The 15,987-nt window shown below is 69.2% G+C and carries 12 protein-coding genes; 6 read left to right on the top strand and 6 right to left on the bottom strand.

From position 1 onward, the window contains the following. Nucleotides 1-59 precede the first annotated feature (59 nt). The gene (locus tag K883_RS07435; RefSeq protein ID WP_008261869.1) at nt 60-1,205 is read left to right on the top strand and encodes an acyl-CoA dehydrogenase family protein; all 1,146 of its coding nucleotides are present in this window, start codon (nt 60-62) and stop codon (nt 1,203-1,205) included. A gap of 85 nt (nt 1,206-1,290) precedes the next feature. Beyond that, entirely contained in the window at nt 1,291-1,788 is a 498-nt protein-coding gene (locus tag K883_RS07440) for a CD225/dispanin family protein (protein WP_008261870.1), read from the top strand. A 40-nt stretch (nt 1,789-1,828) separates the two neighbouring features. On the opposite strand, the gene K883_RS07445 is transcribed toward K883_RS07440, so the two are convergent. Further along, nucleotides 1,829-2,770: an enoyl-CoA hydratase/isomerase family protein gene (locus K883_RS07445; protein ID WP_008261871.1), complete on the bottom strand. Its 942-nt coding sequence runs from the start codon at nt 2,768-2,770 to the stop codon at nt 1,829-1,831. Between the two features lie 3 nt (nt 2,771-2,773). Continuing rightward, the gene (gene fadD4, locus K883_RS07450) at nt 2,774-4,303 is read right to left on the bottom strand and encodes a fatty-acid--CoA ligase FadD4 (RefSeq protein WP_008261872.1); all 1,530 of its coding nucleotides are present in this window, start codon (nt 4,301-4,303) and stop codon (nt 2,774-2,776) included. Between the two features lie 191 nt (nt 4,304-4,494). On the opposite strand from fadD4, the gene K883_RS07455 reads away from it, so the two are divergent. Continuing rightward, nucleotides 4,495-5,580: a GGDEF domain-containing protein gene (locus K883_RS07455; protein ID WP_008261873.1), complete on the top strand. Its 1,086-nt coding sequence runs from the start codon at nt 4,495-4,497 to the stop codon at nt 5,578-5,580. Here the strand turns inward: K883_RS07455 and K883_RS07460 are convergent, their stop codons facing one another. The 3 genes from K883_RS07460 to K883_RS07470 all read right to left on the bottom strand — a co-directional run bounded on the left by K883_RS07460 (nt 5,581) and on the right by K883_RS07470 (nt 10,200). Beyond that, entirely contained in the window at nt 5,581-7,407 is a 1,827-nt protein-coding gene (locus K883_RS07460; protein WP_008261874.1) for a phosphoenolpyruvate carboxykinase (GTP), read from the bottom strand. It abuts the gene before it with no gap. Between the two features lie 139 nt (nt 7,408-7,546). Continuing rightward, nucleotides 7,547-9,103 (bottom strand): hypothetical protein, encoded by a 1,557-nt coding sequence (locus tag K883_RS07465; protein WP_014383464.1) that lies wholly within the window; start codon nt 9,101-9,103, stop codon nt 7,547-7,549. Continuing rightward, nucleotides 9,100-10,200, bottom strand: coding sequence for a hypothetical protein (locus K883_RS07470; protein WP_008261876.1), 1,101 nt, complete (start codon nt 10,198-10,200; stop codon nt 9,100-9,102). Before K883_RS07470 ends, K883_RS07465 begins: the two co-directional genes overlap by 4 nt. 156 nt (nt 10,201-10,356) lie before the next feature. Here K883_RS07470 and trmB point away from each other — a divergent pair, with 156 nt between their 5' ends. Genes trmB through K883_RS07485 form a run of 3 tightly spaced genes read left to right on the top strand, consistent with a single transcriptional unit; the run spans nt 10,357 to nt 14,787 of the window. Beyond that, the gene (trmB, locus tag K883_RS07475) at nt 10,357-11,139 is read left to right on the top strand and encodes a tRNA (guanosine(46)-N7)-methyltransferase TrmB (protein ID WP_170320636.1); all 783 of its coding nucleotides are present in this window, start codon (nt 10,357-10,359) and stop codon (nt 11,137-11,139) included. A 14-nt stretch (nt 11,140-11,153) separates the two neighbouring features. Further along, on the top strand, nt 11,154-11,876 hold the full coding sequence (locus tag K883_RS07480; RefSeq protein WP_008261879.1) for an NYN domain-containing protein: 723 nt from the start codon (nt 11,154-11,156) through the stop codon (nt 11,874-11,876). Nucleotides 11,877-11,934: 58 nt separating this feature from the next. Then, nucleotides 11,935-14,787, top strand: coding sequence for a trehalose monomycolate exporter MmpL3 (locus K883_RS07485; protein ID WP_008261885.1), 2,853 nt, complete (start codon nt 11,935-11,937; stop codon nt 14,785-14,787). Between the two features lie 31 nt (nt 14,788-14,818). Here K883_RS07485 and K883_RS07490 read toward each other — a convergent pair whose 3' ends face one another. Continuing rightward, nucleotides 14,819-15,961 (bottom strand): AI-2E family transporter, encoded by a 1,143-nt coding sequence (locus K883_RS07490; RefSeq protein ID WP_008261889.1) that lies wholly within the window; start codon nt 15,959-15,961, stop codon nt 14,819-14,821. Between the last annotated feature and the right edge of the window lie 26 nt (nt 15,962-15,987).

The raw sequence follows: 15,987 nt of genomic DNA on the forward strand, positions 1-15,987 counted from the left end.
CTGGTGCCGATTTTCCCCAGCAAGTCGACGTTCGGCGCGAATCGACGAGGTGCTCATAGGTGAACGACGAAGAGGACATGCTGGTCGCGACGGTGCGGGCGTTCATCGACCGCGAGGTCAAGCCGAGCGTGCGCGAGACCGAACACGCCAATACCTATCCCGAGGCGTGGATCGAGCAGATGAAGCGGATCGGCATCTACGGGCTTGCCGTGCCCGAGGAGTACGGCGGCTCGCCGGTGTCCATGCCCTGCTACGTCCGGGTCACCGAGGAACTGGCGCGGGGCTGGATGAGCCTGGCCGGCGCGATGGGCGGGCACACCGTGGTCGCCAAGCTGCTGACGCTGTTCGGCACCGAGGAGCAGAAACGGACCTACCTGCCGCCGATGGCCGGCGGCGAGGTGCGCGCCACCATGGCATTGACCGAGCCCGGCGGCGGCTCGGACCTGCAGAACATGGCGACCACCGCCCTGAGCGACGACGCGGGCGGCCTGGTGATCAACGGGTCCAAGACCTGGATCAGCAACGCCCGCCGCTCCGGGCTGATCGCCCTGTTGTGCAAGACCGACCCGAACGCCAAGCCGCGCCACACGGGCATCTCGATCGTGCTCGTCGAGCACGGGCCGGGGCTGACGGTGTCGCGGGACCTGCCCAAGCTGGGCTACAAGGGCGTGGAGTCCTGCGAGCTGTCCTTCGACAATTACCGGGTGCCGGAAACGGCGATACTGGGTGGCGTTGCGGGCGAGGGCTTTTCACAGATGATGAAGGGACTCGAGACGGGCCGCATCCAGGTGGCGGCGCGCGCCCTGGGCGTGGCCACCGCCGCGCTCGAGGATGCGCTGGCCTACGCCCAGCAGCGGGAGAGCTTCGGGCAGCCGATCTGGCAGCACCAGTCGGTGGGCAATTACCTGGCCGACATGGCGACCAAACTCACCGCCGCCCGCCAGCTCACCCGCTACGCCGCCGAGCGCTACGACAGCGGTGAACGCTGTGACATGGAAGCCGGGATGGCCAAGCTGTTCGCCTCCGAGGTGGCGATGGAGATCGCGCTGAACGCGGTGCGAATCCACGGCGGCTACGGCTATTCCACCGAGTACGACGTCGAACGCTACTTTCGGGACGCGCCGTTGATGATCGTCGGTGAAGGCACCAACGAGATCCAGCGCAATGTGATCGCCCGGCAACTGGTGACCCGCGGCGGGATCTGACGCGGGCTTGTCAATCGCGCGGCGGCAGAACGGCGTTTGGGAGTATATTTGCCTGACTTCCGAACCAAAGGGAAAGGCAGCCGCCATGAGTTATCCTCCCGCGCCGCCCGGCGGTTCGCCTGAATGGCCCGGGCAACAACCGGAATGGCAAGGGCAACAACCGGAATGGCAAGGCCAACCGCCGCCGGACTGGCAAGGTCAGCCGCCGCCGGGGTATCCGCCGCAGCCGCCGCCGGCGTGGCCGGGTCAGCCGCCCGCGGGATGGCCCGCGGCCCAGCCGGGCTGGCAGGGCCAGCCGGAACCCGAGAACTATCTGGTCTGGGCGATCCTGTGCACGGTGCTGTGCTGCCTGCCGCTGGGGATCGTCTCGATTGTGTACTCCAACAAGGTCTCCGGGCTGTGGGCGCAGGGCCGCTACGCCGAGGCGCACGAGGCGGCCAACAACGCCAAGAAGTGGGCCATCATCGGCGCCATCGTGGGCGTCGTCGCGGCGGTGATCTTCGTGCTGATCTACGTCGTCGCCGGGGTGCTTGTCGTCTCCCATCTGCCCTCGACGACGACGACCACGTATTCGGGCTTCTGACGCCGACCCGGGCCACGTCGAGCGTGCCGCGGCGCGGTCGCTAGGCCTCGTCCACCAACCCCCAGGCCAACGCGGTCTCGGCGTCCACGGTGTGGCCGGACAGCACGAGATACGCCGTGCGCCACCGGCCTATCCGCCGGGTGACGCTGACGGTGCCGCCGGCGCCGGGGATCAGGCCGAGCGCCAATTCGGGTAGCCCGAACACCGCGTCGCCGCGGGCGGTGACCCACCCGCAAAACGCGGCCATCTCCAGTCCGCTGCCCATCACCCGGCCGTGCACCTCGGCGCGGCACGCGCGGCCGAGTCGCGCGGTCAGCGCGTCGAGCGCGAGGGCGGGGCTGTGCCGGGTGCGGGCGAGGTGGGCACTCGCCGGGTCGGCGAAGGTGCCGAATTCGGCGAGATCTCCACCGCTGCAAAACGATGGGCCGTTGCCGCTCAACACGATGCCGGTGACCGAGGGATCCAGCTGCGCGACGGACAGCGCCTCCAACAGCGCCGCGCGGGCGTCGGTGGAGAACGCGTTGTGGCGCTGCGGCCGGTTGAAGGCGATGCGCAGGATGTCGCCGTCACGGTCCGCCAGTACCGGGTCGGCGATGTCGGGCATGCGGACCCGGCCGCGCTCCTGTAGCCACCGCGCGAACTCCGGGCCGGACTGCAGCGTTGAATACCCCAGCGACTCGGCCACCACCCCGGCCAGCGTCGGCCCCTCGGGATCCACCGCGCGCAATACGTCGTCACAGATCCCGCCGGCGTGCGGCCAACGTCGACAGCGATCGGTCAGCTCGACCAGCGCGTCGGACACGGAATCGACGGTGATGACCCGGCGGTCGGCGCAGGCGTCCTCGGTCAGCGTGAAAGTCGCTGCGTCAAGCCAGGTTCCGGCCCTAGCGATGTCGTCGGCCGAGCCGACGGCGATGATCACGCCGGGCGGCGACGCCGGACCGTCCTCCGGCGCGCTCGACAGGTCGACCACCCGGAGCATCGGTCACACCGAGTACTTCTCGATCAGCCCATTCTTGTAGAGCTTGCCGGTGTCGGTGCGCGGCAGCTGCGCTTCGAAGGCGATCGATCGCGGACATTTGTAGTGCGCCAGGCGATCCCGCAGCCAGGCCAGCAGCTCATCGCCGAACGCGTCGGTGGCGTCCGCGGGGTCGACGGTCTGCACGACCGCGGTGACGCGCTGGCCCATCTCGTCGTCGGGAACGCCGAACACCGCCGCGTCCATCACCTTGGGGTGGGTGACCAGAAGGTTCTCGGCTTCTTGTGGGTAGATGTTGACCCCGCCGGAGATGATCATGTGGTGGCGCCGGTCGGTCAGGTACAGGTAGCCCTCGTCGTCGACGTAGCCGATGTCGCCGACGGTGGCCCAGCCGTGCTTGGAGCGCGATGACGCGGTTTTCGTTGGGTCGTTGAGGTATTCGAACGAATACCCGCCCTCGAAGTAGATCTCGCCGGCCTGGCCGGGCGGGAGCTCGTCGCCGTTCTCGTCCAGGATGTGCACGGCGCCGCCCATGGGCTTGCCGACCGAACCCGGATGCGCCAGCCAATCTTCGGCGGTGATCAGCGTCGACCCGTGTGCCTCGGAGGAGGCGTAGTACTCGTCGATGATCGGACCCCACCAGTCGATCATCTGCTTCTTGATCTCCACCGGGCACGGCGCCGCGGCGTGCATCACCCGCTGCAGGCTGCTCAGGTCGTACGAATGACGCACCGCATCAGGCAGTTTCAGCATCCGGGTGAACATCGCCGGCACGAACTGTCCGTGGGTGACCCGGTGCCGCTGGATGGCATCCAGGCAGCCCTCCGCGTCGAACTTCTCCATCACCACCGTGGTGATGCCGCCGGCCTGCGCGCTCATCGACCACACCGACGGCGCCGTGTGGTACAGCGGCGCGGGGCTCAGGTAGACCGAATCGGGCGTCATCCAGAAGCCGACCAGCGCCGACATCATGCCGGGGGCGTCGGCCGGGGGAACGTGCGGCAATTCGCGCTTGATGCCCTTGGGCCGGCCAGTGGTTCCGGACGAGTACTGCAGCAGGTCACCCTCGATTTCGTCGTCGATCGGGGTATCCGGTTGGCCGGCAACGCATTCCGGGTAGCGCTCCCAGCCCGGCAGGCCCTCGTCTTGCTTCTCGGCGGCGATCAGCAACAGTTCCGGTAGCCCGCGCGGCAGCTGCTCGGCGAGGCCGGCGCAGGTTTCGCGCAGCGCGGCCGAGCCGATGATCGCCTTGGCGGCGCTGTTGTCGACGATGTAGGCGGCCTCCGCCGCGGTCAGATGGGTGTTGATGGGCACGTAGTACAAACCGCTGCGGCGAGCAGCCCACATCACCGCGTGGATGTGCTCGTTGTTCTCCATCAGGATGGCGACCGTGTCACCCTCGCGCAGGCCCGCCTGACGGAACCGGTGCGCCAGGCGATTGGCGCGGGCCTCGAGGTCATCGAAGGTGACGACCGTGCCGGACGGGTACAGGATGACAGCAGGTTTGTCGGCGCCGATATACGGGCGGATCTGCATGCGCAGACTGTACCGCCGCCAAACTTGACGGGTGTTAAGTGGTGGGTGGACCCGGCGAGTTTCTGCGTCAATCCCGGCGCGGGGCGCGCGGCGCCAGCCATAATGCAGTCAAGTAGAGCGCCGTGGGCCCTGGAACCCGACCTTGGTCAGCAACGCGCGGCGGGATACGCCACTGCCGCACGGAGGTGCGCATGACCGCCGAGCAAGAATCGGAGCCTGCCGCATCTTCGTTCGCCGATTCCGACTATGTCGACGGCATGGAGCGGCTCGTGCACGCCATTCAGGAGCTGTCGCTGGCGCGCACCCTGCCCGACCTGCAGCGCATCGTCCGCTCCTCGGCGCGCGAGCTCACCGGTTGTGACGGCGCGACGTTCGTGCTCCGCGACAACGACAGCTGCTATTACGCCGACGAGGACGCGATCGCCCCGCTGTGGAAGGGCAGCCGTTTCCCCATCGGGTCCTGCATCAGCGGCTGGGCGATGCTCAACCGCGACGCGGCGGTGATCCCCGACATCTACGGCGACCCGCGCATCCCGCACGCCCTGTACCGCCCCACCTTCGTCAAGAGCCTGGTGATGGTGCCCATCCGCAAGCTCGAGCCGATCGGCGCGATCGGCAATTACTGGGCCAGCCGGCACCAGCCGGCCGACCAGGAGGTCCACCTGCTGCAGGCCCTGGCGGACTCGACGTCGATCGCGATGGAGAACGTGCGGGTGTACTCCGAGCTGGAACGGCGGGTGCGCGACCGCACCGCCGCCCTGGAGGACGCCAACGAGGAGATCCGCCGGCTGTCGGTCACCGACGAGCTGACCGGGTTGAACAACCGTCGCGGCTTCTACCTGCTGGCCGAGCAGAAACTGCGCGGGTCACACCACCTCGGCCACAATTGCGTGCTCGCCTTTCTCGACGTCGACGGCCTCAAAAAGGTCAACGACGAGCTGGGCCACGACATGGGCGACAAACTGATCAAAGACGTCGCCGGGGTGCTGCGCACCATCCGGCGCGAGTCCGACATCCTCGCCCGCATCGGCGGCGACGAATTCTGTGTGATGATCACCGAAAGCGACGGCGACACCCCGTCGCTCGAGGAGCGGCTCGCGCTCGCGTTCGGGAATTTCAACAAGACGAGTGAGCGGCCCTACCGTCTCTCGGCCAGCATCGGCTTCGTGCGGGCGCCGGTTTCCGACACCGCGAACGTGGGCGAACTACTCGCCCGCGCCGACGAGCTGATGTACGCGCAGAAGAAAGCCAGCCCCAATTCGCGGCTGGCGGGCTGATCAGCCCGCTTCGGACAGCCGCTGCTTGAGCGCCTCGAACTCGTCGCGGACGCCGGTCGGCAGCTTGTCGCCGACGAACTCGAACCACTCCTCGATCAGCGGCAGTTCCTCGCGCCACTCGGCCGGGTTGACCGCCAGCGCCTGGGCGACCTCGTCGCTGCTGGCGTCGAGCCCGTCCAGGTCGAGGTCCTCGGCCTTCGGCACGATGCCGATCGGGGTGTCCTGACCGCCGGCCTTGTGCTCGATGCGGTCGACGATCCACTTGAGCACGCGGCTGTTCTCGCCGAAGCCCGGCCACAGGAAGCCGCCGTCGTCGCCGCGACGGAACCAGTTGACGAAGAACACCTTCGGCATCTTCGACTCGTCGGCGTTCTTGCCCAGGTCGAGCCAGTGCTGGAAGTAGTCACCGACGTGGTAGCCCAGGAACGGCAGCATGGCCATCGGGTCGCGGCGGACGGTGCCGACCTTGCCCTCGGCGGCGGCGGTCTGCTCGCTGCCCATGGTCGCACCCATGAACACGCCGTGCTGCCAGTCGCGGGCCTGCGTCACCAGCGGGACCGTGGTCTTGCGGCGGGCGCCGAACAGGATGCCCGAGATCGGCACGCCCTGCGGGTCGTCCCACTCCGGCGCGAGGATCGGGCACTGCGACATCGGCGTGCAGTAGCGCGAGTTCGGGTGGGCGGCCTTCTCGTCGGAGTCCGGCGTCCAGTCGCGGCCCTTCCAGTCGATCAGGTGCTGCGGGTCGCCCTCGAGGCCCTCCCACCACACGTCGTTGTCGTCGGTGAGCGCGACGTTGGTGAAGACGGTGTTGCCGGCCTCGATGGTGCGCATGGCGTTGGGGTTGGACTTCCAGTTGGTGCCGGGCGCGACGCCGAAGAAACCGAACTCGGGGTTGACCGCGTACAGCCGGCCGTCCTTGCCGAACCGCATCCAGGCGATGTCGTCGCCGAGCGTCTCGGCGCGCCAGCCCGGAATGGTCGGCTGCAGCATGGCCAGGTTGGTCTTGCCGCAGGCCGACGGGAACGCCGCGGCGAAGTAGTACGCCTTGTTCTCCGGGGAGATGAGCTTGAGGATCAGCATGTGCTCGGCCAGCCAGCCCTCGTCGTGGGCCATGGCCGAGGCGATCCGCAGCGAGTAGCACTTCTTGCCCAGCAGCGCGTTACCGCCGTAACCCGAGCCGTAGCTCATGATCTCGCGGGTCTCCGGGAAGTGGGTGATGTATTTGGTGTCGTTGCACGGCCACGGAACGTCCTTTTGGCCCTCCTCCAGCGGAGCCCCCACCGAGTGCAGCGCCTTGACGAAGAACCCGTCGTCGCCCATCTTCTCCAGCGCGGCCTTGCCCATCCGGGTCATCACCTTCATCGAGATGACGACGTACTCGGAGTCGGTGATCTCCACACCCAGCTTCGGGTCGTCGGCGCCGAGCGGGCCCATGCAGAACGGCACCACCCACATGGTGCGGCCGCGCATGCAGCCGCGGTACAGGTCGGTCATGATGGACCGCATTTCGGACGGGTCCATCCAGTTGTTGGTCGGGCCGGCGCCGCTCTCCTGCTCGGTGCAGATGAATGTCCGCGACTCCACGCGCGCCACGTCGGACGGGTCGGACAGCGCCAGGTAGGAGTTGGGGTGCTTCTTCTCGTTCAGCTTCTTCAGCGTGCCGGCCTCGACCAGTTGCGCGGCCAGCCGGTTGAACTCCTCGTCGGAGCCGTCAGCGAACACCACCCGGTCGGGCTGGGTGAGCTCGGCAACCTCCTGCACCCATGACAGCAGGCCCTGGTGCTTCGTGGGTGCTGTGTCCAAACCGGGAATGGTCGCTGAGGTCATCGAACTCTCCTGGATCCGTTGCGTATCGGGCTTGTGTTGCTCGGTATGCCGTCGCCCACATAATTAAGGACTTGGTGGCGTTAACTACAGGTTATCGTGAGGAACTTGTCGGGGAAGTCTCGGGCAGGTATAAGCCTTCTCACAACAACGATTCAGAAGCTCCCGACGGGTCGCCATCTTCGCTCCTCGAAGCGGGTTTTTCGGTTTCGTCACCGTCGCCGGTTTCGGCGGGACTTTCAGCCGGTTGTATACCCGGTTCTCCGAGTTCTGCACGCACCGCCCGCAGGGCGGCGGCGACCGCGGGCATCTCCCGATCCCGCGCGGCCGCGGCCCGCGCGGCGGCCAGGGCGTGCTCGCGCAGTTCGGTGTCGATGACGCCGACGGCGGCGGACGCCTGCGCGTTCTCGGCCTCGTCGTGGGCGAGCAAGGCTTTGCTGAGCACCGACTCGGCGACCAGCACCCGGGTCGCGACCAGTTCCTCGACCACCGAGCGCAGCGATGCCGTCGCGTCGCCCGCCCAGCGGTCCAGCAGCGCCCGGTCATGCAGCAGGGCGCGAATGTTGATCACCAGGAAGGTGAGCGCCACCGAGATCGCCACGCACACCACCGCCGCGACGACCGCCAGCGCGGGGTTGAGCCGCGAGACCACGCCGCTCATCAGCCGGCTCAGCGTGAGCGCCACCCCCAGCCCGAAGCCGACGCCCAGCACGATCATCAGCCAGGTTTCCTGCCGGCGCGACTTCAGCGGCGGCGCCGAGACGTCGACCTCCGGCATCTTCTCGAGGGCCGGCAGGTCCACCGGCACACCCACCGCCTGCGCGACGTCGGACAGCTGCGTGTCCGTGCCGTCGCTGACCTCGGCCACCACCTCGTCGAGGCGGGCGCGGGTGTGCGCCTCGAACCCGGACATGTCGCGCCGCGACAACCCGGCCGCGTGTTCCTGCAGCTCGGTGCGCGCCGTCGCGCATTGGTTGCGCGCGGAGTGCGACAACTGCACCCGAGCCTGCTGGATCTGACCCCGCAGGGTGATGGTGCGTTCGCTCTTCGCCTGACGCCGCCGCTGCAACGCCGTGCTGCGTTCCTCGCGCAGCGCCTCGACCCGCGCGCGACGACCGGATCCCTCGACGTCGCGGTCGAACCGCCGTTTGACCGTCTGTAGGCGAGATTCCCACGCCCGCAACCTGTTTCGCCGGGCGAGGTCGGGGTCGTCGAGTTGCGCCGAAACGGCGGCGACCAGGGCGTCGACGTCCGGCTCACCGGCATCGGGCAGGGCGGCCGCGCCCACCCACGGCGCCCGGCCGTAGCGCGGCGAATGTGCGGCCAGCGCTTCGCGATTGGCGTCGACCACCTCACGCCAACCCCGGTGCACGTCGATCTTGGACACCACCCCCACCACCGCGTCGGTGTGCTCGGTCGCGGCGTCCAGCAGCGCGCAGTCGGAGGCAGTCAGGTGGGCCGCCGCGGACACGACGAACACCACCGCCATCGGCACCTCGCCGGGTCCCAGGTCCGTCGACTCCACGAACTTGTGCTGCGGCAGGCGGCCTTGCAGCGCCGTGGCCACCGCGCTGACCCCGGCCATCCACGGGCCGGTCACCAGGACCACGTCGCAGCGGTGCACGGCCGGCGGATCCAGGTCCGGCGCGACCGCGGCCACCAGCGCGTCCACCTGGGCGATGGGATCGCCGCCGCTCACCAGGATTCCCCCGGCAGTGACGCGCAGGCCTGCGACCACAGCCGCAGCGATCCGCGGGCGATGTCCGCGCCGCAGGCGCGGTGCAGTTCGCTGGCCGAGGCGCGGCTGTAGCGCTGCCACCGCACCGCGCGCGGCAGGTGCGCGGACGGGTCGCGGTCCACGCCGGCCGGCCCGGGGCCGCCCGGGTCCAGCCCGGCCGCCTCGGCCAGATCCACCGCGGCCGCCATCCGGGCGACCACCGTGTCGTCGCGGGACAGGAACCCGCCGATCCGCTCGCCGAGTAGGCCGCCACCGGCGGCCAGCGCCTCCAATTCCGCGACGGCCCCGAGCACCCGCTGGTAGCGCACCTCGGCGCCCAGCGCGCCGACCTTGGCCAGGACGGCGTCGACGCCGCTCATCCGGCGCAGCAGGGCGCGCACCTGCGCCGGGGTTCTGCCCTGGCGGATCGCGGCGACGGCCAGCGCGGTGCCGAACAGGTCGAGGGTGTCCAGCAGGCGCTGACGCACGCCGGTCGGCACCGGGCCGTCCGCCGCCAGGAACCCGGCGAACGAGCCGTCGAGGCACGCCGCGGCACCGGGGTGCGTGGCGAGCGTGTGCAGCGCCGCCCACAGCGCGTGGTCGTCGGCTTTGTCGAGTTCGTCGAGCGCGACCGCGAGCAGGCCGATCATCGGTTCCATGGGAGCGCCGATCAGCGCCGACAGATCGGCGCACCGCGCCCGGGCCGCCGCGATCGGCCCGTCGCCGCGCCGGCCCGACAGGTCGGCCTTGTTCAGCACCGCCACCACCGGCTGCGCGGCGGCCGCGATGGCGTGGGCGTCCTCGGGCTTGACCACCTCGGCGACCACGTAGACCACCGCGTCCGCGCCGGGATCGGGCGCCGACGCGCTCAGCTGGAGGTCGGCCGCGATCCCCGACGCGGTTCCCGCGCGGTCCAGCGCGCGGGCCACCGTGCGGCGGCCGACCCCCCGGCGGCCGCGAACCACGACGCGCAGGGGTGCGGCGGTTCGCCTGGCGATCGCCGTCACGCGCGGATCGACGACGCCGTCGGCAAACCGCGTCAGCTCGTCGACGAAAATCTGGTGTCCTTGTCCCCTCATACCCCGCCTGTTCGGTCCGAATGACCCGATCGCCCCGTCGGTCCCACCGAATGGTGGCATTCACGTCGCCAAGAAGCGAGCCACCGTTAATCAGTTACCAGTTCAAGGCAACTGTTGGGTATCAATCCGGACCAGGGGCGGCTACATCCGAGGTTTATAGGCCACCATGGACAAATGCATGCGCAGCGCGGGGTGGCGATGTCTGCCGACACGCCGATCGGGGAATCGGCCCGCCCCGACCAGCGCTACCTGCCCGCGACGGCGTTTCGGTCGCGACGATCCGCGCTGTCCGACGCGCAGCGCCAGACGTGGGAGCGGCGCTGGCCCGACCTCGGCCTGTCGGTGGGCGCCCCCGCCGACGGGACCGTCGGCGACGAGCCGCCGCTGGACACCCGCTCGTGGTTCGGGCGCCAGGCGCCGCTGGTGCTCGAAATCGGTTGTGGCAGCGGCACATCGACGCTGGCGATGGCCAAGGACGAGCCCGACGTCGATGTGATCGCGGTCGAGATCTACCGGCGGGGGCTGGCGCAGTTGCTGTGCGCGATCGACCGCGACGCGGTGGCCAACATCCGATTGGTCCGCGGCAACGCGCTCGACGTGCTGCAGCGGCTCATCGCCCCGGCTTCGCTGACCGGGGTCCGCGTCTTCTTCCCCGATCCGTGGCCCAAGGCGCGGCACCACAAGCGCCGGTTCCTGCAGCCGGGCACGGTTGGCTTGATAGCCGACCGGCTACTCCCTGGTGGTGTCCTCCACGTTGCGACGGACCACGCCGGCTACGCCGAGCACATCGCCGAAGTCGGCGCGGGCGAGTCCCGGTTGCGCCGGGCGGAGCCCGAAACCCCGCTGCCCATCTCGACTGTCCGCCCGACCACCAAGTACGAGACGAAAGCCCAAGAAGCGGGCAGCGCCGTCACCGAGTTCGTTTGGCTTAAACGATGAGTAGGCGATGAGTGATGAGCCTGACTGAGACGACCAACGCCGGAGCGGAACCCGTCGCGCCGCCGGCGGTGCTGCCGGACGACGGCGTGGGCGCCCTGGGCGGCTTTTCGCCGTCCGGCGGACGCGTGTTGCTGGTGTGGGACGCCCCCAACCTCGACATGGGTCTGGGCTCGATCCTGGGTCGCCGGCCGACCGCCTTGGAACGCCCGCGGTTCGACGCCCTGGGACGCTGGCTGCTGTCGCGCACGGCCGAGATCAGCGCGCAGCGACCGGGCGTCGTCGTCGAGCCCGAGGCCACCGTGTTCACCAACATCGCGCCGGGCAGCGCCGACGTCGTCCGGCCTTGGGTGGACGCATTGCGTAACGTTGGGTTCGCGGTGTTCGCCAAGCCGAAGATCGATGAGGACAGCGACGTCGACCGCGACATGCTGGCCCATATCGAACTCCGGCGGACCGAAGGGCTGGCGGCCCTGGTGGTGGCCTCGGCCGACGGACAGGCGTTCCGCCAACCGCTCGAGGAGATCGCCCGGAGCGGCACCAGCGTCCAAGTGATCGGATTTCGCGAACATGCGAGTTGGGCGCTAGCGTCGGATACCTTGGACTTCGTTGACCTGGAGGAGATCGCCGGCGTCTTCCGGGAACCATTGCCGCGGATCGGCCTAGATTCGCTGCCTGACCAGGGCGCATGGCTGCAGCCATTCCGGCCGCTGTCAGCGCTGTTGACCGCGCGTGTGTGACACTGAAAAACCAGTGCGCGGGTCGTTGACGACTAAGACGATCCAGTAAGGAGCTTGCGTGTTCGCCTGGTGGGGTCGAACTGTGTACCGGTATCGGTACATCGTGATCGGGGTCACGGTAGCTCTGTGTCTGCTCGGCGGCGTCTTCGGCATCAGCCTGGGCAAGCATGTTACACAGAGCGGCTTCTACGACGACGGCAGTCAATCCGTCAAAGCCTCGGTGCTGGGGGACGAGACCTACGGCCGCGACCGCACCAGCCACGTGGTCGCGACGTTCACCGCCCCCGACGGCAAGACGGTCGAGGACCCGGCGTGGCGGGACAAGGTCGTCGCCGAGCTCAACAAGTTCAAGGCCGATCATCCCGACCAGGTCGTCGGGTGGGCGGGCTGGCTGGCGGCCCCCAATAGCGACAACCCCGTGATCAAGGGGATGGTCAGCGAGGACAAGAAGCACACCTTCGTCAGCGTTCCGCTCAAGGGCGACGACGACGACAGCATCCTCAACAACTACAAGGCCATCGCGCCCGGCCTGCAGAAGCTCGGCGGCGGCAACGTGGAGCTGGCCGGCCTCGAGCCAATCGCCAACGCCCTGACCGGCACGATCGCGACCGACCAGCGCCGCATGGAGGTCCTCGCGGTGCCGCTGGTGGCAGTGGTCCTGTTCCTGGTGTTCGGCGGCGCGGTCGCCGCCGGCCTGCCGGCCATCGTCGGCGGGCTGAGCATTGCGGGCTCGCTGGGCATCCTGCGGCTCGTCTCCCTGTTCGGGCCGGTCCACTTCTTCGCCCAGCCGGTGGTCTCGCTGATCGGCCTGGGTATCGCCATCGACTACGGGCTGTTCGTCGTGAGCCGGTTCCGCGAGGAGATCGCCGAGGGCTACGACACCGAGGCCGCCGTGCGAAGAACCGTGATGACGGCCGGGCGCACAGTGACGTTCTCGGCGGTGCTGATCATCGCCTCGAGCGCCAGCCTGCTGGTGTTGCCCCAGGGCTTCGTGCATTCGCTGACCTACGCGATCTTCGCGGCGGTAGGGCTTGCCGCGCTGTTGTCGATCACGTTCCTGCCCGCGTGCCTGGGCATCCTCGGCCGCCACGTCGATGCGCTGGGCGTGCGGACCGCGTTCCGGGTGCCGTTCCTGCGCAACTGGAAGTATTCACGCGCCTACCTGAACTGGCTCGCCGACCGGCTGCAGAAGACCAAGACCCGCGAGGAGGTCGAGGCCGGCTTCTGGGGCAAACTCGTCAACTGGGTGATGAAGCGGCCGTTGGCGTTTGCCATCCCGATCGCCGTCGGCATGATCCTGCTGGTCATCCCGCTCGGCAACCTCTCGTTCGGCGGCATGAGCGAGAAGTATCTGCCGCCCGACAACGCCGTGCGCCTGGCGCAGGAACACTTCGACAAGCGATTCCCCGGCTACCGCACCGAGCAGCTGACGGTGGTGATCCAGAGCGACAACCACAGCAAGGTCACCGACCAGCAGGTGGCCGACATCCGCAACAGGATCTCCTCGATCGGCGGGTTCACCGACAAGCAATGGGAGGAGCGGGCCTGCCCGACCATCGCCGGCAATCCCTGCGTCGCCGGCCCGAACGGCACCACGGTGCCCAAGGACGGCTCGGTGCGGGTGATCCAGAACGGCCTGGTCAACAAGAATGACGCCGCCAAGAAGATCACCGAACTGCGGGCGGTCAACCCCCCGAAGGGGCTGAACCTCTATGTAGGCGGCACCCCGGCGCTGGAGCAGGACAGCATCCACAGCCTGTTCGACAAGGCTCCGCTGATGCTGGTGCTGTTGCTCGGCGCCACCATGCTGTTGATGTTCCTGGCGTTCGGCTCGGTGGTGTTGCCCGTCAAGGCCGCGGTGATGAGCGCTCTCACGCTGGGATCCACGATGGGAATCCTGACGTGGATCTTCGTCGACGGTCACCTGTCGGGGGTGCTGAATTTCACGCCGACCCCGCTGATGGTGGTGGTCATCGCGCTGGTTGTCGCCGTCGGTTTCGGCCTGGCCACCGACTACGAGGTGTTCCTGGTCTCGCGCATGGTCGAGGCGCGCGAACGCGGCATGTCGACCGCCGAGGCCATCCGGATCGGCACCGCGACCACCGGCCGCCTGATCACGGCCGCCGCGCTGGTGCTGGCCGTGGTCGCGGGCTCGTTCGTGTTCTCCGACCTGGTGTTGATGAAGTATCTGGCGTTCGGTCTGATGGCGGCGCTGCTGCTGGACGCGACGGTCGTCCGGATGTTCCTGGTGCCGTCGGTGATGAAGTTGCTCGGCGACGACTGCTGGTGGGCGCCGCGCTGGGCCCGGCGCCTGCAGAACAAGATCGGGCTGGGCGAGATCGATCTGCCCGACGAGCGCAAGCGGCCGACGCTCAACGGGCGCCCCGCGCGGCCGCCGGTGGCGGCCAGCCTGGTCGCCGCCGCGCCGCGTCCGCCGCACGACCCCACCCACCCCGCGCCGCTGGAGCCGTCGCGACCGGCGCGCCCGGCGCCGGAACCCAGGCCCGCAAAGGAACCCACCCCGAGCGCGTCGACCACCCGGGCCGACGACAGCGTGGACACCACCCGCATCCCGGCGCGGCCGAACCAGCCGACCGAAGCCAAGACCACACGTTTCGCCGCGCAGGGCGCCCCGGGCCGGGACCGGCCGGCCGAACCGCGCCCCCCGGCCAAGCCCTCGCCGCCGGCCCCGCAGGCACCCCAGCGTCCGCCGACGGCGCCGCCGTCCGGCGATCAGACCCGGGCCATCCCCGTCCCCGGCAACCGGCCCGACGACCCCGACAACGACGCCCCCGGCAACGCGGTGAACCCCCGCGGCCAGGGCGAGAACGGCGACCCGGCGCGGCAGCGGCGCCGCTCGGGCGGCGGGCTGTCCGCGGCGGATCTGCTGCGCCGCGAGGGACGGTTATAGGAAAGCGCCCCGGCGCCCCCTGACGCTGGTATCAGTCGGAGCCCGGTTTGTCCGGCTCGGCCTGCAGGATGGCGTTCTTCTCGTCCGCCTCCTCGGTCTGCTTCTCGGCTTCCGCCTCGGGATTGGGCGCCAGCAGCACCTGGAACGCGTTGTTGAGGAACGCGACCGTCGGGACGGCCAGCAGGGCGCCGACGATCCCGGCGAGCACGCCGCCGGTGGAAATGGCCAGCACCACGGCGAGCGGGTGGATCGAGACGGCGCGGCCCATCACCAGCGGTTGCAGCAGGTGGGCCTCCATCTGGTTGACCGCGATCAACACCCCCAGCGTGATGAGCGCGTACACGATGCCCTTGGCCAACAGGGCGACCACCACGGCCAGCAGGCCGGAAATCAGCGCACCGATCAGCGGGATGAAGGCACCCAGAAACACCAGCGAGGCCAGCGGCAGCGCCAGCGGGATGCCCATGATCGCCAGGCCCGCGCCCACCCCGGCCGCGTCGGTCAGCGCCACCAGAAAGGTGGCCCGCACGTACCCGATCAGCGACCCGTACCCGGCGTTGCCGGCTTCGTGCACCCGGTCGCGGACGTGGGCGGGGATGATCTGCACCACGTACCGCCAGATGTTGCGGCCACCGTAGAGAAAGAAGATCAGCGTGAACAGCACCAACACCGCCGCGGTCACCAGCTCGGTGACGGTCGCCGCGGTGGACAGCGCGCCGCTGGTCAGCTTGGCCTGGTTGTTGTGCAGCGCCTCGATGGCGGCGTTGCCCGCGCTGTCGATCTGTTCGCTGCGCAGATGCGCGGGCCCGTTGATCAGCCACCGGCGGGTCGACTCGATGCTCTGCGTCACCTGTTCGGTCAGGCCGGGCAGGCCGTCGATGAACTGCAGGATGACGAACGCCAGGATGCCGCCCAGGATCGCGAAGCCGCCCAGCAGCACCAGCGCCACCGCGCCGCCGCGGGGCAGGCCCCGCCGGTCCAGCCAATCGACCACCGGCACCAGCAGCGCGCTCAGCAGCAGCGCCACCAGCACCGGAACGACGATGACTTCGAGCTTCTTGACCACCCACAACAGGGCGACCGCGGCGGCCAGGATGACGAGCAAACGCCACGCCCAGGCCGCGGTCTTGCGTACTACGGGTTCAACCGACGCGTCGTCGACGTTTGCTGACATCTGGCCAGCCTATCGGTAGCGGCGCG

The sequence above is a fragment of the Mycobacterium sp. TKK-01-0059 genome (genome assembly GCF_000709305.1).
GTDB lineage: Bacteria > Actinomycetota > Actinomycetes > Mycobacteriales > Mycobacteriaceae > Mycobacterium > Mycobacterium intracellulare.